The 18756-nt window shown below is 67.1% G+C and carries 16 protein-coding genes; 11 read left to right on the top strand and 5 right to left on the bottom strand.

What is annotated here, in order from left to right; translation table 11 throughout:
- Positions 1–12: 12 nt before the first annotated feature.
- Genes BMW26_RS17330 through BMW26_RS17320 form a run of 3 tightly spaced genes read left to right on the top strand, consistent with a single transcriptional unit; the run spans position 13 to position 2343 of the window.
- Entirely contained in the window at positions 13–1461 is a 1449-nt protein-coding gene (locus BMW26_RS17330) for a sugar porter family MFS transporter (protein WP_053098230.1), read from the top strand.
- Between the two features lie 9 nt (positions 1462–1470).
- Positions 1471–1806: a hypothetical protein gene (locus BMW26_RS17325; RefSeq protein ID WP_053098229.1), complete on the top strand. Its 336-nt coding sequence runs from the start codon at positions 1471–1473 to the stop codon at positions 1804–1806.
- Between the two features lie 18 nt (positions 1807–1824).
- Positions 1825–2343 carry a GrpB family protein gene (locus tag BMW26_RS17320; protein WP_072592152.1) on the top strand — a complete coding sequence of 173 codons (519 nt, stop codon included), beginning with the start codon at positions 1825–1827 and terminating at the stop codon, positions 2341–2343.
- A 90-nt stretch (positions 2344–2433) separates the two neighbouring features.
- On the opposite strand, the gene trxA is transcribed toward BMW26_RS17320, so the two are convergent.
- From trxA to BMW26_RS17300, 4 genes are all read right to left on the bottom strand, one after another.
- Positions 2434–2757, bottom strand: coding sequence for a thioredoxin (trxA, locus tag BMW26_RS17315; RefSeq protein WP_042541543.1), 324 nt, complete (start codon positions 2755–2757; stop codon positions 2434–2436).
- 67 nt (positions 2758–2824) lie between these two features.
- Entirely contained in the window at positions 2825–3799 is a 975-nt protein-coding gene (gene trxB, locus BMW26_RS17310) for a thioredoxin-disulfide reductase (RefSeq protein WP_072592410.1), read from the bottom strand.
- 88 nt (positions 3800–3887) lie between these two features.
- Positions 3888–5507, bottom strand: a complete 1620-nt coding sequence (murJ, locus tag BMW26_RS17305; protein ID WP_072592151.1) for a murein biosynthesis integral membrane protein MurJ — start codon at positions 5505–5507, stop codon at positions 3888–3890.
- Entirely contained in the window at positions 5500–7683 is a 2184-nt protein-coding gene (locus BMW26_RS17300; protein ID WP_072592150.1) for a DUF6049 family protein, read from the bottom strand. The genes murJ and BMW26_RS17300 overlap by 8 nt, the downstream gene beginning before the upstream one ends.
- A 74-nt stretch (positions 7684–7757) precedes the next feature.
- Here BMW26_RS17300 and BMW26_RS17295 point away from each other — a divergent pair, with 74 nt between their 5' ends.
- Together BMW26_RS17295 and BMW26_RS17290 are read left to right on the top strand one after the other, a co-directional pair.
- Complete coding sequence (locus tag BMW26_RS17295) at positions 7758–9314, top strand: DUF7059 domain-containing protein (protein WP_083569414.1); 1557 nt, start codon at positions 7758–7760, stop codon at positions 9312–9314.
- A 40-nt stretch (positions 9315–9354) separates the two neighbouring features.
- Positions 9355–10410, top strand: coding sequence for an LLM class flavin-dependent oxidoreductase (locus BMW26_RS17290; RefSeq protein WP_053098225.1), 1056 nt, complete (start codon positions 9355–9357; stop codon positions 10408–10410).
- Between the two features lie 191 nt (positions 10411–10601).
- Here the strand turns inward: BMW26_RS17290 and BMW26_RS17285 are convergent, their stop codons facing one another.
- On the bottom strand, positions 10602–12362 hold the full coding sequence (locus tag BMW26_RS17285) for an alkaline phosphatase family protein (protein ID WP_072592149.1): 1761 nt from the start codon (positions 12360–12362) through the stop codon (positions 10602–10604).
- Positions 12363–12442: 80 nt separating this feature from the next.
- Between BMW26_RS17285 and BMW26_RS17280 the strand changes: the two genes are divergently transcribed.
- The 6 genes from BMW26_RS17280 (at position 12443) to BMW26_RS17255 (ending at position 18747) form a co-directional block, all read left to right on the top strand.
- A complete protein-coding gene (locus tag BMW26_RS17280; RefSeq protein ID WP_053098222.1) occupies positions 12443–12736 on the top strand; it encodes a hypothetical protein in 294 nt (97 codons plus the stop codon).
- 61 nt (positions 12737–12797) lie between these two features.
- Positions 12798–14225 carry a CCA tRNA nucleotidyltransferase gene (locus BMW26_RS17275; protein WP_072592148.1) on the top strand — a complete coding sequence of 476 codons (1428 nt, stop codon included), beginning with the start codon at positions 12798–12800 and terminating at the stop codon, positions 14223–14225.
- A 216-nt stretch (positions 14226–14441) separates the two neighbouring features.
- Entirely contained in the window at positions 14442–15767 is a 1326-nt protein-coding gene (locus tag BMW26_RS17270; RefSeq protein ID WP_053098220.1) for a transcriptional regulator, read from the top strand.
- Positions 15768–15904: 137 nt separating this feature from the next.
- Positions 15905–17455: an acetaldehyde dehydrogenase ExaC gene (gene exaC / locus BMW26_RS17265; RefSeq protein WP_053098219.1), complete on the top strand. Its 1551-nt coding sequence runs from the start codon at positions 15905–15907 to the stop codon at positions 17453–17455.
- Positions 17456–17523: 68 nt separating this feature from the next.
- On the top strand, positions 17524–17925 hold the full coding sequence (locus BMW26_RS17260) for a DUF779 domain-containing protein (protein WP_072592147.1): 402 nt from the start codon (positions 17524–17526) through the stop codon (positions 17923–17925).
- A gap of 231 nt (positions 17926–18156) precedes the next feature.
- Positions 18157–18747 (top strand): HIT family protein, encoded by a 591-nt coding sequence (locus BMW26_RS17255; protein WP_157557458.1) that lies wholly within the window; start codon positions 18157–18159, stop codon positions 18745–18747.
- Positions 18748–18756 lie beyond the last annotated feature (9 nt).

The raw sequence follows: 18756 nt of genomic DNA, 5'->3' as shown, positions 1-18756 counted from the left end.
TGAGGGGGAGTCATGTCCGGAGCAGCGAGTCCAGTGAAGTTCCAACGCCGCGTCATCGCGGTGAGTATCGCCGCAGCACTCGGTGGCTTCCTCTTCGGATTCGATACCGCCGTGATCAACGGCGCTGTCGATGCTCTCGCGGGGAACGTCTCGGGCTTCGACCTCGGGGTCGGGCTCAAGGGCTTCGCGGTGTCGTCGGCCCTGATCGGGTGTGCCGTCGGTGCGTGGTTCGCAGGACCGATTGCGAACAAACGCGGGCGAATCCCCGTGATGGTCTTCGCGGCGGCGATGTTCTTCGTCTCCGCCATCGGCTCGGGACTCGCGTTCAGTGTCGTCGACCTCATCATCTGGCGAGTGGTGGGTGGTCTCGGTGTCGGTGCGGCATCCGTCATCGCTCCCGCATACATCGCCGAGGTCTCGCCTGCCCGGGTGCGAGGTCGACTGGGCTCTCTGCAGCAGCTCGCCATCGTCACCGGAATCTTCGCCGCTCTGCTCTCCGACGCGTGGCTGGCGGGCCTCGCGGGTGCCGCAGACCAGCCTCTGTGGGGACTCACCGCCTGGAGATGGATGTTCATCATCGAGGCGGTGCCCGCACTCGTCTACGGGATCATGTCGTTCCGTCTGCCCGAATCGCCGCGATATCTCGTGCGCAAGGGCGATCTGAAAGGCGCGTCCCAGGTGCTCGAGACGGTCACGGGGGCCGTTGACGTCGACGCGAAGATCCAGGAGATCACCAGCACCATCGACACCGAGCGCAAGGAGTCGCTGAGCGACCTGCGGGGCAGTCGTCTGGGGCTCAAGCCGATCGTGTGGGTCGGCATCCTGCTCTCCGTGTTCCAGCAGTTCGTCGGCATCAACGTCATCTTCTACTACTCGACGACACTGTGGCAGTCCGTCGGCTTCGATGAGTCGAGCGCCCTGCTGACCTCCGTCATCACGTCGGTGACGAACATCGTGGTCACCATCATCGCGATCCTGCTGGTCGACAAGGTCGGCCGACGCATCATGCTTCTCGTCGGCTCTGTGGGTATGACGGTGACGCTGGGCCTCATGGCGCTCGCCTTCTCGTTCGGTGAGCTGAACGCCGAGGGCACAGCGACCCTGCCTGACCCGTGGGCGACCGTCGCCCTCATCTGCGCGAACGGCTTCGTGGTCTTCTTCGGTGCCACCTGGGGTCCGCTCGTCTGGGTCCTTCTGGGAGAGATCTTCCCGAACTCGATCCGCGCCGGCGCACTCGCGGTCGCGGCAGCAGCCCAGTGGGCAGCGAACTTCTTCATCTCGACCACCTTCCCTGTGTTCGCCGAGATCGGCCTCACATTCGCCTACGGCTTCTACGCGTTCTTCGCGCTGCTGTCGTTCTTCTTCGTGTACTTCAAGGTGCCCGAGACCAAGGGTCGCGAGCTCGAGGAGATGACGGACGAGCTGAAGGTGGAGCGCCGGGGCACCCGCAGGGCGACGTAGGCTGGAAGCATGACCGAGTCAGTTCCGCGCCGCGCCAGCCTCGAAGTGCTGAGAGCAGAAGCGTCGGACGAACTCGCCGTGCTGATCCAGGAGAGACTCCTCGGCGGGGAAGACCCATGGGAGTTCATGGAGGAGCTGCCGAGCGTCGATGAGCTCGTCGTCTACCTGCTGCGAGCCGACAACATCACCGCGAACGACGGTGTGCGACCGAACGCGGCTCGGCACTACCGGGTGCTGCGTCAGATCGCGCTGGAGTACCCCGAGCTCACGCCGGCGGTCTGGGGCCTTCTCGACGAGAAGCAGCGGCACCGACGCTGGGACCCGTCCGTCGCCGACGCCTCCTAGGCACCTATCGTGCCGCGAATGCTCGTCTCCTACGACCCGGAGTGGCCGAAGCAGTTCGAGGCGTTCGCCGCTGAGATTCACGCGGTCGCGGACGCGGATTGGCTGATCGAACACATCGGATCGACGGCGATCCCCGGCATGCGCGCCAAGCCGATCATCGACCTGGCCGTCCGCATCGTCGATCGCAGCGACTTCGACGCGCGCAGGGCCGCTCTGGAAGCCGCAGGATGGCGCCTGGGAAGCGCTGTGCGCACGCACCCGGTCATGATCCGCGAATCTGACGGCGTGCGGATCGCGATCGTGCACTTCTTCGTCGAGGAGGAGTGGGATGCGGTGCACCAGCGCATCCTGCGGGACTGGCTTCTGGAGCATCCGGAGGATGCCGATCGCTACTCGCATGCGAAGTGCGACGCCGTCGCCGCCCAGGCGAGGGGGAGGACGACCTACAACGCCGCGAAGTCCCCCATCATCCAGGAGCTCGTCGACCGCGCTCGAGCGTCTCGAGGACTTCCTCCGGTGCGGATCTCCGACAAGTAGTCGGCTCTCGTCTCAGGAATGGGGACGGAAGCGGCTGGGTACGAGAAAGGGCCGCCACCCGGAGGGGTGACGGCCCTGAAGACTGCAGGATCAGCCGATGAAAGCCGCGAGGTCCTGCTCGAGGGCCGGCTTCGGCTTGGCGCCGATGATGGTCGTCTTGACCTCACCGCCCTGGAACACCTTCATCGCGGGGATCGAGGTGATCTGGTACTTCATCGCCAGCTGCGGGTTCTCGTCCACGTTCAGCTTGAGGATGGTGATCTTGTCGGGGTTGTCCGCCTGGATCTGGTCCAGAACGGGGGCGACCATACGACACGGTCCGCACCACTCGGCCCAGAAGTCCACGAGGACGGGACCTTCGGCCTGCAGAACGTCCTGCTCCCAGGTCGCCTGGCTCGTAGCCTTTGCACTCATCAGAGTTCTCCTTGATTCGAGGTTCGCCTGCTACAACAGCGGGCGAGGTGAAAGTGTTCCCGTCCGCTCAGGCGGTGATGATCTCAGCGGCTTCGGCGGCCGGGAACTCGACCGAGGCGTCTTCGAGGTCCGCCAGGAAGTGCTCGGCGTCGAGAGCGGCGACCGTGCCCGAGCCAGCAGCCGTGATGGCCTGACGGTAGGTGGGGTCGATCACGTCGCCGGCGGCGAACACACCGGGGACCGAGGTGACGGACGAACGGCCGTCGACCCAGATGGTGCCCTCAGCGGTCAGCTCGAGCTTGTCGTGCACGAGGTGCGTGCGCGGGTCGTTGCCGATCGCGATGAACAGGCCGTCGAGCGCGAGCTCGCTCAGCGTGCCGTCGACCGTGTTGCGCAGCTGCACGCCCGTGACGGAATCGCCACCGAGGATCTCGGCGACCTCGCTGTTCCAGACGAACTCGATCTTCTCATTCGCGAAGGCCCGCTCCTGCATGATCTTCGAGGCGCGCAGGGTGTCCTTGCGGTGGATGACGTAGACCTTCTCGGCGAAGCGGGTGAGGAACGTGGCCTCTTCCATCGCCGAGTCGCCGCCGCCGACGACGGCGATCGTCTTCTCGCGGAAGAAGAAGCCGTCGCAGGTGGCGCACCACGAGACGCCGTAGCCCGACAGGCGCTCTTCGCCCTCGATGCCGAGCTTGCGATAGGCGGAGCCGGTCGCGTAGATCAGCGACTGGGTCTCGTGCACCGTTCCGCTGCCGAGGGTGACCTTCTTGACGGGGCCGGCGAGGTCGAGCTCGGTGACGTCGTCATAGACGACCTCGGTGCCGAACTTCTCAGCCTGCTCCTGGAACTTCGCCATGAGCTCGGGGCCCTGGATCCCCTCGGGGAAGCCGGGGTAGTTCTCGACCTCGGTGGTGTTCATCAGCTCTCCGCCGACCTCGACCGTGCTCGCGATGAGCAGCGGCTTGAGGTTCGCGCGCGCCGCATAGATGGCGGCGGTGAATCCGGCGGGACCGGAACCGATGATGATGACCTGACGCATGTGCTCTCCGTCGTAGATGCTGAGACGCCGAAAGACGTTCGACTGCTTCAACCAATGGTAACCGCGCGACATTCCCGCGCGAGGGGGCTCAGCGGCGCGGCAGGAAACGCCGCAGCATGCCGCTCGCGACCTTGAGCTCCGGAGCGCGCAGGACAGCCAGGATGCCGATGTAGACGACCACGACGGCGAGGCCGATGATGCAGGTGCCGATGGCTCCCTGGATCTTGTCGGACGTGGTCCACCCGGTCGGGCCGCCGAGCAGGAGGAAGACGCCCCACCCGGCGAACCCGGCAGGAACGGCAGCGACGGCGTAGCGGACGACAGCGGTCATCCAGGTGCGGATCTGGAGTCCGCCGATCTTGCGGTGCAGCAGCCAGCTGGCCACGATCATCTGCAGGGTGCTCGCGATCGACTGGCCCAGCGCGATGGCTGCGGCCAGCATGGTCACCTCGATGATCTCGGCGGCGAGCAGCCACTGCGCGACCAGAGCGGTGACGACCACGAGAGCGCACTGGAACAGCGTGAACCAGAAGGGCGTGCGGGTGTCGCCGTAGGCGTAGAAAGTGCGTTGCACGATGAAGAGGATCGTCAGCGGAACCAGGCACACGAGGAAGGCGAGCAGCACCAGCGCCGCTTCTTCGGCGTGCGACGCCTGATTGGTGAAGACTCGCGACGCCGGAATCGCTGCCGCGGCGACCGCGGCGACGGCGACGGCGATGAAGAAGAGCAGGGTGCGGATGCTCTGGGCGATGTCTGCGCGGACCTCGGCATGTCTGCCGGCCGCCGCGTGCTCGCTGATCTGCGTGAAGTAGGGCGTGCCGATCGACAGCACGATGATCGAGTACGGGAGCATGAAGATCAGCCAGGCGTACTGGAAGGTGGCGACGGACGCGCCTCGTCCGGAGGCTTCGGTGAGGATCTGGGTCTGCACGAGTCCGGCGCCGAGGCTCGTCAGCGCCATGAGGAACGTCCATCCGGCGAGCCGTCCGACGTTGCCGAGTCCGACGCCGCGCCAACGGAAGTCGGGGCGGAGCGCGAGACCCGTGCGGCGCCAGAAGATCAGCAGGATCGCGGCCTGGATCACGATGCCGAGCGTGGCCGTTCCACCGAGGGCGGCGATCATCTCGGGAGTCCAGTCGGAGACGCGGGTGAGCGGGCCGCCGAACAGCGCGCCCACGACGAGGAAGCCTGCGATCGACACGATGTTGTTGACGACCGGCGCCCAGGTGAAAGGCCCGAAGATCCGCCGTGCGTTGAGCGCCTCGCCCAGCAGCGCGTAGAGCCCGTAGAAGAGGATCTGCGGCATGCACCAGTACGCGAACGCCGTCGCGAGCGCGAGGAACTCCGCTGAACCCTCCTTGCCGGCGTAGAGCCACACGAGCCAGGGCGCGGCGATCGTGGCGATACCCGTGATGACGACCAGCACGACGGTGCCGAGCGTGAAGAGCTTCGAGATGAAGGCGTTGCCACCGTCGGCGTCCGCTGTCGCCTTGACGATCTGCGGGATGATCACCGCGGTCAGCACGCCCACCGAGATGAGAGAGAAGACGTTGTTCGGCAGCTGATTCGCGATCGCGAAGGCGTCTGCGGCGCCCGCACCGACCGAGCCGATCACGCCGACGAGGACGATGGTTCGCAGAAGCCCGGTGACGCGCGAGATGAGCGTTCCGGCGCCGATCAGTGCGCTGGCGCGGCCGAGACTACTCATTCAGCTCCTCGACGGCATCCGGTGAGGAGGTCGCCTGTTCTTCGTCGCCGGCGAGGGCTTCACGCCGCCGGCGTCGGACGGTGCGGATGATGCCGAGACCGAGCAGCAGCACGATCAGACCGCCGAATGCGGCGAGCCCGATGGTCTCCCATTCGGCCCGCACCGAGACGCGCACGCGCTCGGGCTGACTGATCGGCACACCGGTGGGGCTCGAGAGCGACAGCGTCAGGGTGACCTCGCCACTGCCCACTCGGGCCGACACGGGGACCTTCACCCTCGTCGTCGTGCCGGGCTGGATCGTCCACGGCGTGACGGACTGCACCTCGAGGCGCGGGTCGCTCGGCTTCACCGTGAGCTCGATGTTCACCGGCCATGGCAGGTCGTTGCGCACCGAGAACGGGAGGTCGGCGTTGGCGGAGAGCAGCTGGATGGTGCTCGCCGGAGGGATGTCGACCGCGTTCAGCGTCTCGGTCGTCTGCTCGTTCACGTCGGCGACGGCCTCTGAGAAGCCCTTGTCCGTCAGGCCGACCGCGGTCGCCCGCATGATCTGGATGCGCTTGGGGCTCAGCAGAAGCTGGCTGTCGTCGAGGATCGTGGAGAACTCGCCGAGCACGATCTCGCTGTCGAGCATCCCCTGCAGGGCCGTGGCTCGTGCCGGGTCGGGCTCGGTCGAAAGGGTCGAGGGCGTCGCCGGGATCGCGAGGACCTCGGAGAGACCGAACCCGAGGGAGTCGACCGATGAGACGGCCTCTCTGAGCGCATCAGCGGTGCGGGTCTCGTCGCGGTCGAGTCCGATCAGAAGCGGCGTCGTCGGACTCGCCTGAGCTGACAGGGCGAGATAAGCGCTCGCCTCGGCCAGCGACTGCTGACGGGCGGCGTCGTCGTCTTCGCTCGCCGCCTGCGACAGAGCATCCGATGCGGCATCCACGGCGACCAGCACGCTGTGCGAATCGATCGCGGCGTGCGCGCCGACCACACCGCCGACCGCTGCAGAGGAGAGGACAGTGACCGCGCCGCCGCTCAGGTACGTCGAGAACGTGTCGAGATCGGCGGCGGAGACATCGCTGCGGGGCCACAGAATGCCGGGGGTCGACCCCTCGACGGCCATGAGCTGTGCGTCGTCGGGCAGCACCGGACCGTCGGTGGGCTGAGGGCTCGGCTCATCACTCGGTGTCGGCACGGGAGTCGGTGCGCTGCCATCCGTCGGCAGCGAGGCGGGAGTCGGCGCAGGAGTCGCGGTGGGGGTCTCGTCCGGAGGCTCGGTGAAGCTGCTGAGGGTGAGGAACGGCGCGAGCGTCGTGGGCTGCAGCAGTCCCGGAAGACCCGCCTGCGCCTGTGTGGTGGCGTCGGCATCGCCGAACTGCAGAGAGAACCGCTCGTTGGGCAGAGCGTCGAGAAGTCGCAGCCACTCGCGCGCGCTCTGCGGCGCCGAAGAGCCGAGCACGCGGATGGCGGCGGGGATCGCCGGGTCGATCGCCAGGATCGCGGACGTGCCTCGGACACCCTCGATCGTCGCGGTGAGTGCGCCGTCGGGCGCGGTGAGAGCGCTGAGCTCGTCCGCGGTGAGAAGGGCGCCGTCGGAGGGCGTCGCCGTGATCGGCACCATCACGGCGACGGGCGGATTCGCGGCAGCGGTCACCACGAGCACGGATGTCGACGTCACCGTTCGCGCGGCATCCTGACCCTCGTTCTGCGCTCCGCTGAGCGTCGCGCGCAGCGGGTACACACCCGGTGCGAGGTCGCCGAGAACTTCGGGAGGCAGGAAGAGGCTCGTGGTCGCGGAGGTCTCGGCGTCGACCGGTGCGACGGTGTCGGTTCCGAGCTGGTCGAAACCCCCTGTGGCGTCGGAGTCATTCAGCCACGTCGTGACCGAGGCTTCGTCCGCGAGCGGAGTGCGGTTGATCTCCAGAGTGACTCGTCCGGCGGAGAGTTCGGACTTCGCGTCGTTCTGCACGGTGATCGAGGCCGTCGTCGCTGTGCCAGGGGCGACCGTTCCGCGCACCCCCGCCGACAACAGGAGCTCGACGGAGGACGCCTCTGACTCGTCATCGGCGGCTGCGACCGCGCTGCCTGCGCCCGTGCTGACCAGGCCGAGTACGATCGCCGAGATGACGGACCCGCGCGCCAGGCGCTGCAGGCGCGTGCGGAGGCCGTTCTCGAAGATGGTCGCGGTCATGAAGGTCTTCCTCGAACGCCGGGATCCCAGGCTGCTCGTGAGTGGTGACCCTGTGATTCTAGGCCGCTGGCTGAATGAGAACCCTGAAGACGCGTAGAGTGACGGCCGTGTCCGACACCCTCGCCCCCACGCCCGATCCGCTCCGCAGCACCGCGCTCGCCGCAGATCTCGACGCCGCGGATCTCCGCTCGGAGCCGCTCCGTCGCCTGTGGGGCGAGGAGGAGGACGACGCGCTGGCCAGAGGCATGCGCGAGCCGATCCTGCGCGCGATCGCCGGTGACGACGGTGTGCTCGCGACTCTCGGCAGGCTGTTGGTGCTCGGGATGCCGCAGCCGATCGCCGCGGTGACGACGGCTCTCCCGAGACTCGGAGCGGACGGCCTCGTGGCCCTCGGCCTCGCGAGGATCGAGGGCGACGAGGTGATCCCCACTGCGCTGCTGCGTCCCCAGTCGTTCGTCGACGCCGAGGGGATCGGCGAATGGTGGATCGCCAGCGATCTCGACGAGGTGGCGCTCGACGGCGCGCTGCCCGCGGATCACGTGCTCGGAGTCGGCGGCGCCTCCCGCACGCTGGCCGAGGTCATCATGCCGATCGAGGTCGACCGTGCCCTCGATCTCGGCACCGGATGCGGCATCCAGGCACTGCTCGTCGCTCGTCACGCAGGATCCGTCGTCGCCACGGACATCTCGGCGCGAGCGCTCGCCTATGCCGAGTTGAACGCCCAGCTGAACGGCGTCTCGAACATCGAGTTCCGATCGGGCAGCATGTTCGAGCCGGTCGGGGGAGAGGCGTTCGACCTGATCGTGTCGAACCCGCCCTTCGTGATCACCCCGCGCGCGGAAGGGGTCCCCGAGTACGAGTATCGCGACGGGGGACTCGTCGGTGACGCGCTCGTCGAGCAGTTCCTCCGTGCGGTTCCGTCTTTCCTGACCCCGGGAGGCGTGGCACAGCTGCTCGGCAACTGGGAGTCGCGCGGTGGCCAGGTATCGCTGAGTGGACGCGCGGGTCTCGATCGCCTCTCGTCGTGGGTTCCTGGCGACCTCGATCTGTGGGTCATCCAGCGCGAAGAGCTGTCGCCGCTGGGCTACGCAGAGCTATGGATCCGCGACGGAGGCACGACGCCCCGCGATGCCGCGTTCACCCCGCTGCTCACCGCATGGCTCGATGACTTCGCCGCGCGTGGCGTCACCGCCGTCGGATTCGGCTACATCCTGGTGCGGCGGCCGGCAGGCGACGGAGCGCCCCTGCGTCGTCTCGAGCGCGTCGCACAGCCCGTCTCGAACGTAGGCGGGGCGCTGCGTTCGGGTCTCGCGGCGCACGACGTGCTCGCAGAAGGACTGCCTACGACGCTGATCGTCGCTCCGGATGTCACCGAGGCACGACATCTGCTTCCGGGCAACGACGATCCGAGCATCATCGAACTGCGTCAGGGCGGTGGCTTCGCACGGACCATCGCGGTCGACCCGGCGCTCGCCGCTCTCGTCGGGGCCTGCGACGGCGAGCTCACGGTGATGCAGATCGTCGCAGCTCTGGCCGACCTGTTCGAGGTGCCGCTCGTCGACCTGTGGGCCGACCTCGAGCCCCGCATCCGCCAGCTCGTGCTCGACGGTCTGCTGATCCCGGGGGAGTGATGCAGGAATACCCGCTCGCATATATGCGTTCGAATACACCATGAAGGCTTTCGGATTCCTCTCCTTCGGGCACTATGCAGACGTGCCCGGTTCGGCGACCCGCACCGCGGGGGACATGCTGAAGCAGACCATCGAGATCGCGGAGGGTGCCGACGAGATCGGCGTGAACGGCGCCTCTGTGCGCGTGCATCACTGGGCGCGCCAGGCCGCGTCGCCCATGCCGCTGCTGTCGGCCATGGCCGCACGCACGAAGCGCATCGAGGTCGGCACCGGCGTGATCGACATGCGGTACGAGAACCCGTTCCAGTTCGCAGAAGAGGCGGCCGCCCTCGACCTGATCGCCGACGGACGCATCGCGCTGGGCGTGAGTCGCGGGTCACCCGAGACGGCGCTGCGCGGCTACGAGACCTTCGGGTTCCACGACGAGGAGGACCCCGAGCGGGGCAGTGTCATCGCTCGCGAGAAGTTCGACCTCTTTCTCCGTGCGATCGACGGCGAGGGTCTCGCCCCCGGCGACCCCCGCATGGTGGGAGCCGGTCGGTACCTCGCGATCGAGCCCCAGTCACCGACTCTGCGCGACCACATCTGGTGGGGCTCGGGTTCCCGCGCCACCGCGGAGGAGACCGGCCGCAAGGGTCTCAACATGATGAGTTCGACCCTTCTCACCGAGGCGACCGGCGTGCCGTTCCATCAGCTGCAGCGCGAGCAGATCGACCTGTTCCGTTCCGCCTACAAGGAGGCAGGACACACCGGAGCACCGCGCGTCTCGGTGAGCCGCAGCGTGTTCCCGCTCGTCTCGGACATGGACAGGGCGTACTTCGGTCTGCGCAGCGAGGAGAACGCCGACCAGATCGGCATCATCGACGGCTTCCGCTCGACGTTCGGCAAGACGTATGCGGCCGAGCCCGACGTGCTGATCCAGCAGCTCTTGGCTGACGAGGCCGTCATGTCGGCAGACACTCTGTTGCTGACGATCCCGAACCAGCTGGGGCCGGCATACAACCTCCACGTGCTCGAGGCGTTCGCGACCCATGTCGCCCCGGCGCTCGGCTGGAAGCCGAACACCGAGGGTCCCGTGCAGGGAGATCCGGTCTGACGATCGACCGCAACTGCGGTTGAAGGGGCGGATGCGAACTGCATCCGCCCTTCTTCTTCCTCGATCGGCGAGCCGATATATCGATAGCCTGGCCGCATGCGAGCGCCCAAGAGCGGATTCCTGGCCGGAGCCATCGTCCTCGTCGCAGTGCTTGTCGGCGCGATGCCGGCGGCCGCATCCACCCCCCGAGATCAGGAACCCTTCGCGGGCCCGAACAGCTCGTCGCCGTGCTCGTGCAGCAGGCGATAGGCGTCGGCGAACGTCTCGGGCTCCGGCTCACCCGGCTTGCCGTACTTGGCGAGGAGCAGCCCGAGCAGGCCGCGGGCGGGTGGGGTGAGCGGCTTCATCTGGTCGGCCTCACCGGGCTTCGGCTCGCGCTGCTCGGGATTCGGCGGCGTGTAGGCGGGCGTGGTCACGGGCCAGTCGGCCGGATGCCGGGGTGCGTCGAGGTTCACAGCGGTGAACAGTGTGTTCGCCGACTGGTCGCGGTCGTTGAGCGGCTTCAATCCGTGCAGCCGCGAGAGGGTGGCCGTGACGGATCCGTGGTGCATCTCGTCGTTGACGATCGTGCCGCGCTTCGTATAGGCCGACACGGCGATCGCGGGCACTCGGCATCCGAGTCGATCGAACGTGAAGCCCATCTCACCCGCCCCGGTGTCTTTCGTGGGCTTCGTCGCCGCGGGCGGAGGCACGTGGTCGTAGCATCCGCCGTGCTCGTCGAACGTGATGAGCAGCAGGGTGTTGACGGCGTTCGACCCCTGCGGCGACGCACTCGTGCGCACCGCCTCGTAGATGTCGTGGATCAGCCGATCGCCGGCCCGGACGTCCGAGATGGCGCTGTCGTAGACCGCTTCGCCGTCGACCTCGCTCTCACGGGGCGACCCGAACGGCGGGTGGAAGTCGTTGTGGTCGTAGACCATGCGCGGCTCGATGAACGCATACGCCGGAAGGGTGCCGTTCTTCGCGTCGGCGTAGAAGTCCTCCATCGTGCCGAAGTGCTCGGTGCGCCAGTACTTCTCCAGCACGGCAGCGTGCAGCATCCCGGTGAACGACACCAGCTGGAGCTTGTCGATGTAGATCTTCCAGCTGACCTTCTCGTCTTCCAGACGGTTGAACACCGTCGGGGCCGCGGGCGCATCGAGCCACTTGCGGTACCCGCCGCCGGCCTGGTTCGTGACGAAGCCGTGCGACGTCGACGCGTGGAAGAACGACCGGTTGCAGAACGTCTGCGACGGCACCCCGGCGTACCAGTGGTCGAACACCGCGAACTCCGCTGCGAGGGTCGAGAGCACAGGGAGCATCTCGGGCGAGAAGGACCCCATGATATGCGCGGCCTCGTCGGGGGCCGGCTCGACGCCCTTGCGCAGACGGCGGAAGTTGATGATGTAGTCCTCGAGGAACCCCGACATCGTCGCCTTCTCGCCGTGGGTGGGTGCGTTGAAGGGGGCCGTCATCTGGTCGACGAACAGGTCGGCGTTGTCCTTCGGGTCGACGGTGCCGAAGATCTGCGTGTTGACGTGGGGGTATTCCTCGCCCGGATCGGGATCGGGCAGGCTCATGATCCGGTCGGTGTCGCCGGTGTAGATGTGCGCCTCGACGACCGTGCCGTCGAATGCCGTGTTGCTGTGCGTCCCGAACGCGAGACCCTCGAACTTCTCGCCTGTCGGAAGCGACTCCTTCGAGTAGAGGTACCCGAGCAGGTTGTCGAACGAGCGGTTCTCACCCATCACCACGACCAGATGATCGAATCCGGGTTCGCTGCGGGGAGTCAGTGCGGCGAACGGATCAGGTTCAGTGGCGAAACCCTTCCGCTGGTTCGCGGCGTTCGCGCCGATCGCAGCGCCCGCCGCGCCGCCGACCACGACGCCGGCCAGTGCGGCGCCGCCCATCTTGAGGAACCCGCGCCGGGACGTGTCAGGCGCTGACGGGGACTCGTTCGCTTCTGCGGCCACGTGCCGATCCTAGGACTCGGGCGATGCCGAGCACGAGAGCGGGACTGTGAGGCGAAATGCGACGCCGGTAGCGTGGGGGCATGAGCTACGCAGGTGAGTCGTCGATCGAGGCGCGCGTCCGTGCCGTGAACGCCGATTTCGGCCGCCGTCAGACGCGGCTGTTCGTGACATTCGCGCTGATCGAGGGGCCGGTGCTGCTTCTGCTCGTTGTCGCGATCTACGGCTTCGAGCTGATCGATCCCGAGATCGGGATCTGGTTCATCGTCGCTGTCGCCGTCGTCGGCGGGTTCCTGCTGAGCACGCTCCTCGTGCGGCTCGTGCAGGCGCGAGTTCGCGCCGTCGCGCAGGCCAAGGGTGAGAACCCGCTGTTCTGACGTCCGCTCGACGGGGACTGCGGCCCGCGGGTGCCACCCGTACCCCGGTACGCTGGAACCCATGCTCAACATGGCTGACGGCCTCGCCCGTCTCGGCGCGCTCGCCGAGAATCCGGTCGTCCGCACCCTCGCGGAGGCTTTCGAGAAGGCGGGCTTCGACCTCGCTGTCGTCGGGGGGCCCGTGCGCGATGCGCTGCTCGGCAGGCCGACCCACGACCTCGACTTCACGACGAATGCGATGCCGGACGACATCCTGCGCATCGTCAAGCCGATCTCGACGGCCCAGTGGGACATAGGTCGGGCGTTCGGCACGATCGGCGCGCGTGTGCAGGGTGAGCAGGTCGAGGTCACGACCTATCGCGCAGACAGCTACGACGGTGTGACCCGCAAGCCCACCGTCGAGTTCGGCGACACGATCGACGCGGATCTGCACCGACGCGACTTCACCGTCAACGCCATGGCTCTGCTGGTGCCGGCCATCACGCTCGTCGACCCGACCGGGGGAGTCGAAGACCTCGTCGCCGGGGTACTGCGCACTCCGGCCGACCCTCAGGTCTCGTTCGGCGATGACCCGCTGCGCATGCTCCGCGCCGCGCGCTTCAGCGCCCAGCTCGGCTTCCGGATCGACGATGACACCGCCGACGCGATCACGCAGCTGCGCGCCACCCTCGAGATCGTGAGTCCCGAGCGCATCCAATCGGAGCTCGTGCGGCTGATGCAGACGGATGACCCGGTGCGCGGCATCCGCGTGCTGGTCGACACCGGTCTGATGGAGGAGTTCCTGCCAGAGGTGAGTGCGCTGCGACTCGAAGTCGACGAGCATCATCATCACAAGGACGTCTACGAGCACTCCCTCACGGTCCTCCGCCAGGCGATCTCGCTCGAGCATTCGCGTCACCCCGGTGCCGAGCCCGATGTGGCCCTGCGGATCGCGGCGCTGCTGCACGACATCGGCAAGCCCCGCACCCGCAAGCTGGAGGACGGCGGAGTCGTCACCTTCCACCATCACGACGTCGTCGGGGCGCGCATGGCACGCAAGCGCCTGCAGTCGTTGCGCTTCGACACCGACACGACCGAGTCGGTATCGACGCTGATCGAGCTGCATCTGCGGTTCTTCGGATACGCCGAGGGCGCGTGGACGGATGCCGCGGTGCGGCGCTACGTGCGCGACGCCGGCGACCTGCTCGAGCGGCTGCACATTCTCACCCGCGCCGACGTCACGACGCGCAACAAGCGCAAGGCCGGACGACTGGCGTCTGCCTACGACGACATCGAATCGCGCATCGCGGCGTTGCGCGAGCAGGAGGAGCTCGACTCCATCCGGCCCGAGCTCGACGGCAACCAGATCCAGAAGATCCTCGGCATCACGCCCGGTCGTGAGGTCGGCGAGGCCTACAAGTTCCTGCTCGAGCTGCGCCTCGACGAAGGCGTCATCGGAGCGGATGCCGCCGAGCAGCGGCTCCGTGAATGGTGGGCAGCCCGGGTCTGAGCCGATCGAGCCGCATCGACAGCGATGCGGCGGTCGGGCGCGGGCGTCCCCATGAGGGGTCCCCCAGACGACTCGTCACTCCTCCGGTTCGTCGACCTCGGCTGCCTGTGCGAAAGCCTGCACCCGGAACGCGTGACCGGAATATCGCGGGTACCGCCGACGGCATCCGGCTCCTACACTGAGGTAACGCTCCACCATCGACGATCGGAGACGCCCGTGGTCGCGTCGTGGCAGGTGTCACGTGAAGGGCCGCCTGAGGCCTCTCGTCTTCTGATCGAGCGTGCACACGAAGAGCTCATCGCCGGCAATCTCGATGACAAGCGCCTGCAGGAGGTGCGACCTCTCGTCCGCGAATCGTGGGTGCGATCCTGGCGAGGGCGCGTCGGCCCCGAAGGGGCCCCGCAGATCGAACTCGTGAGCGAAGAGCTCGAGGCCTATCGACTCGCGCATCCGCTCGCGTCCGCGATGGACATGATCCGAGCCCTGCTGCTGCCGGGAACCGAGGGGGACTCCGGTGTCGTCGTCGCCGTCGGAGATCAGGCCGGACGGCTGCTGTGGATCGAAGGCGATCGCAAGCTGCAATCGCTCACCGAGGGCATGGGCTTCGTGGCCGGCGCGAACTGGGCCGAGGACGCCGTCGGCACGACAGCTCCCGGCACAGCGCTGGCGCTCGGACAGTCGGTGCAGATCCGCGGTGCTGAGCACTACAACAGGCTGGTGCATCCGTGGTCGTGCACGGCGGCTCCGGTGCGAGACCCCGAGACGCGGCGTGTCCTCGGGGTCATCGACATCACCGGAGGAGACGAGGTCGTCTCGATGCAGGCCAGGCTGCTGGTCGATGCGACAGCGCGCGCGGTCGAGTCGGAATTGCTCGTGTCGAGACTGCGGGCCCGCAGCGAGTCGCATCGTCCGATCACCATCTCCTCGCGGGCGAAGCCCACGACCCGGGCGACGCTGCACGTCCTGGGACGCGATCGGGCACGTCTCGAGACCGAGACAGAACTCGAGGAGTCCGTGATCGAGCTCAGCGCTCGTCATGCCGCGATCCTCCTGATGCTCGCCGTGCATCGCCAGGGGCTGTCGGCCGAGAGACTCAGCGAACTCGTCTACGGACCGGACGCGTCGGCCGACACGCTGCGGCCGGAGATGGTGCGTCTGCGCAAGGTGCTCGAGAAGCACGCCCCCAGCCTCGTCCCCGAGTCGCGGCCGTATCGACTGCCGGTGGTGCTCGAGACGGACGCGCACGACGTCCTCTCGCTGCTCGACCGAGGTGCCCATCGGGTCGCCCTCACCGCCTACCGAGGTCCGGTCCTCCCCGAATCCACATCGCCGGGAGTCGAGGAGTTCCGCGAGTCCGTCAGAGCGGCGCTGCGCGAGACGATGCTGTCGGAGGCGAGCCTCGACGTCCTCCTGGAGTACGCCGAGATCCCGGAGGGACAGGGCGATGCCGCGGCCCTGCGACTCGCTCTGGAGATGCTTCCGGCGCGCTCGCCGAAGCGCGCCGGGCTCGTCGCCCGCATCGAACGGATAGAGGAGAGCTGAACCGTCCGGTCTGTCTCGGACATCTGCCGACGGCGTGCAACCATCCGCAACGTTGCGCATCGGGGCGCAACCTCTGCCGACCTACCTTCGAGACACAGCCCGCAGCACCGACGCCGCGGCCCGTCGAAGGAGTCCCGATGACCATCGTCGAAGAAGACGTGTCCACCGCCTACGCCGCTCCCGGTCAGCCGGGCGCCCTCGCTACCTACCGTCCGCGGTACGGCCATTACATCGGCGGAGAGTTCGTGGATCCCGTCAAGGGCCAGTTCTTCGACAACGTGAGCCCCGTCAACGGCAAGCCCTTCACCGAGGTGGGCCGCGGCACCGTCGAGGACATCGACCGCGCGGTCGACGTCGCCTGGAAGGCCTTTGCCAGCTGGGGCAAGACCAGCCCCGCGGAGCGCTCCGTGATCCTCAACAGGATCGCCGACCGCATCGAACAGCATCTCGAGGAGATCGCCGTCGCCGAGACCTGGGAGAACGGGAAGCCCGTGCGCGAGACGCTCGCCGCCGACATCCCACTCGCTGTCGATCACTTCCGTTATTTCGCCGGAGTGCTCCGGGCGCAGGAGGGCGGCATCAGCCAGCTCGACGAGAACACCGTCGCGTATCACTTCCACGAGCCGCTCGGCGTGGTCGGACAGATCATCCCGTGGAACTTCCCGATCCTCATGGCCGTGTGGAAACTCGCGCCGGCGCTCGCCGCAGGCAACTGCGTCGTCATCAAGCCGGCCGAGCAGACGCCGGCATCCCTGCTGTTCCTCTTCGACATCATCGGCGATCTGCTGCCCGCCGGCGTCGTGAACATCGTGAACGGCTTCGGCATCGAGGCGGGTGCACCGCTCGCGCAGCACAAGCGCATCCGCAAGGTCGCGTTCACGGGTGAGACCACGACGGGGCGTCTGATCATGCAGTACGCGTCGCAGAACCTCATTCCGGTCACGCTGGAGCTGGGAGGCAAGAGCCCGAACGTGTTCTTCGAGGACGTCGCCCGCGACACTGCCGACCCGTTCTACGACAAGGCGCTCGAGGGCTTCACGATGTTCGCTCTCAACCAGGGAGAGGTCTGCACCTGCCCGTCGCGGGCGCTCATCCAGCGCTCGATCTACGACGGCTTCCTCGCTGACGGCCTCGAACGCGTCGGCAGGGTCGTGCAGGGCAACCCGCTGGATCCGGCCACGATGATCGGCGCGCAGGCATCGAACGATCAGTTGGAGAAGATCCTCAGCTACATCGACATCGGCAAGCAGGGAGGCGCGCGACTGCTCACGGGTGGCGACCGCGTCGATCTCGGCGGCGACCTCAGCGAAGGCTTCTACGTTGCGCCGACCGTGTTCGAGGGCACGAACGACATGCGCATCTTCCAGGAGGAGATCTTCGGCCCGGTGCTCTCGGTCACCTCGTTCGATGACTTCGACGATGCGATCTCGATCGCGAACGACACCCTCTACGGACTGGGTGCGGGAGTGTGGAGCCGCAGCGGCGACACGGCCTATCGCGCGGGACGGGCGATCGAGGCCGGTCGTGTCTGGACGAACACCTACCACCAGTACCCGGCGCATGCGGCGTTCGGCGGGTACAAGCAGTCGGGCGTCGGTCGCGAGAACCACAAGATGATGCTCGACCACTACCAGCAGACCAAGAACCTCCTGGTCTCGTACGCAGAAGGCCCGATGGGCTTCTTCTGAGCTCGACCTCCGGGCGGGCGCTGCACCGGCAGCGCCCGCCCGGAACCATCTGCAGGAAGGCTCGGACCATGGTCAGCATCGGCACCTATCAGCGAGTCGACGTGACGGATGCCGCGGCATCCCTCATCCGCGATCTCACCGTGCAGCACGGAACCCTGATGTTCCATCAGTCGGGAGGATGCTGCGACGGCTCGTCACCCATGTGCTACCCGGTCGGCATGTTCATCACCGGGCCGAGCGATGTGCTGCTCGGCGCCCTCGATGTGGGGCTCGACTCCCCGGTCGAGGTCTTCATGTCGGAATCGCAGTTCGAGTACTGGAAGTACACCCACCTCACGATCGACGTCGTGCCGGGCCGCGGTGCCGGCTTCTCGGTCGAGGGTCCCACAGGCATGCGGTTCCTGATCCGCTCGCGGATGCTGAACGACGCGGAGCTGCAGTACTTCGGCCTCGCGCCTTCGGGGAGCTGAGGGAAATGTGGCCAGAAGTATGCCTCTGTTGGCAGCGCATCGGACTAGAAAGGCGAGATGCAGCGCGTATACAGGAGTGAGTTGAAGGACTGCGTATCGCCTCTCGTCGACTTTTGGTTGTCGCAGCCAGGCATCGGTCAGGATATTGAAGACGCACGAAGGCAGTCAGCGGCCGGTGAGTTGCGCACGACTGAGGAGACAATGAAGCGATACGGATTTCAGCCCCGGTGAGTGGAGTCGATTTCGCGGATCCATCCGGGCGAAACCGCGACAGGCTGCCGGAGCAACCAGCCAAAGCATGGCCGGGATGCCGTGAGTTCTACCGTGGCCGCCCTCGCGCCTGGTTACCATGGGCCGATGTGGTGGACGGATGAGGAGTGGGCCGAACTCGTGGACCCGGAGGTCTGCGGTATGTGTGCCGACGCACATCTGCCGGAGAACGAGCACAGCATCCTGGTGGCCTCGACCGAGATGACTCACGTCCGACTGGTGCGCAACCAGGCGCATCCCGGCTACACCGTCGTGATCCTCCGCGAGCATCTCACTGACCTCGGTCAGCTGGATGCCGGTCAGCTCAGCGCGTTCTGGCGCGATGTCCAGCGCGCAGGCCGGGCCGTCGATAAGGCATTCGACCCGCGGAAGATCAACTACCTGGTGATGGGGCATCGGGCCCCGCATCTCCACTGCCATGTGTTCCCGCAGCATCTGGCGGATGACCCGCTTCAGAACGTGGACATCTCCGATGGCCCTGTGCATCTCCCTGACTCGGACATGACCCATTCTGTGATCGCACTCCGAGAGGCCTGGCACGCGTCAGCCTGACACCACGGA

Source organism: Microbacterium sp. 1.5R, from assembly GCF_001889265.1.
Taxonomy (GTDB): Bacteria; Actinomycetota; Actinomycetes; order Actinomycetales; family Microbacteriaceae; genus Microbacterium.
The sequence above is the reverse complement of the archived record's forward strand: the minus strand, read 5'-3'. Positions and strand labels throughout refer to the sequence as shown.

Bases quoted from the DNA above. Each gene is read 5' to 3' on its own strand.
- BMW26_RS17260 (WP_072592147.1), top strand. From the start codon at position 17,524: ATGGTCAGCATCGGCACCTATCAGCGAGTCGACGTGACGGATGCCGCG.
- trxA (WP_042541543.1), bottom strand. From the start codon at position 2,757: ATGAGTGCAAAGGCTACGAGCCAGGCGACCTGGGAGCAGGACGTTCTG.
- exaC (WP_053098219.1), top strand. From the start codon at position 15,905: ATGACCATCGTCGAAGAAGACGTGTCCACCGCCTACGCCGCTCCCGGT.
- trxB (WP_072592410.1), bottom strand. From the start codon at position 3,799: ATGCGTCAGGTCATCATCATCGGTTCCGGTCCCGCCGGATTCACCGCC.
- murJ (WP_072592151.1), bottom strand. From the start codon at position 5,507: ATGAGTAGTCTCGGCCGCGCCAGCGCACTGATCGGCGCCGGAACGCTC.
- BMW26_RS17300 (WP_072592150.1), bottom strand. From the start codon at position 7,683: ATGACCGCGACCATCTTCGAGAACGGCCTCCGCACGCGCCTGCAGCGC.
- BMW26_RS17275 (WP_072592148.1), top strand. From the start codon at position 12,798: ATGCTCAACATGGCTGACGGCCTCGCCCGTCTCGGCGCGCTCGCCGAG.
- BMW26_RS17290 (WP_053098225.1), top strand. From the start codon at position 9,355: ATGAAGGCTTTCGGATTCCTCTCCTTCGGGCACTATGCAGACGTGCCC.
- BMW26_RS17295 (WP_083569414.1), top strand. From the start codon at position 7,758: ATGAGAACCCTGAAGACGCGTAGAGTGACGGCCGTGTCCGACACCCTC.
- BMW26_RS17330 (WP_053098230.1), top strand. From the start codon at position 13: ATGTCCGGAGCAGCGAGTCCAGTGAAGTTCCAACGCCGCGTCATCGCG.
- BMW26_RS17320 (WP_072592152.1), top strand. From the start codon at position 1,825: ATGCTCGTCTCCTACGACCCGGAGTGGCCGAAGCAGTTCGAGGCGTTC.
- BMW26_RS17280 (WP_053098222.1), top strand. From the start codon at position 12,443: ATGAGCTACGCAGGTGAGTCGTCGATCGAGGCGCGCGTCCGTGCCGTG.
- BMW26_RS17325 (WP_053098229.1), top strand. From the start codon at position 1,471: ATGACCGAGTCAGTTCCGCGCCGCGCCAGCCTCGAAGTGCTGAGAGCA.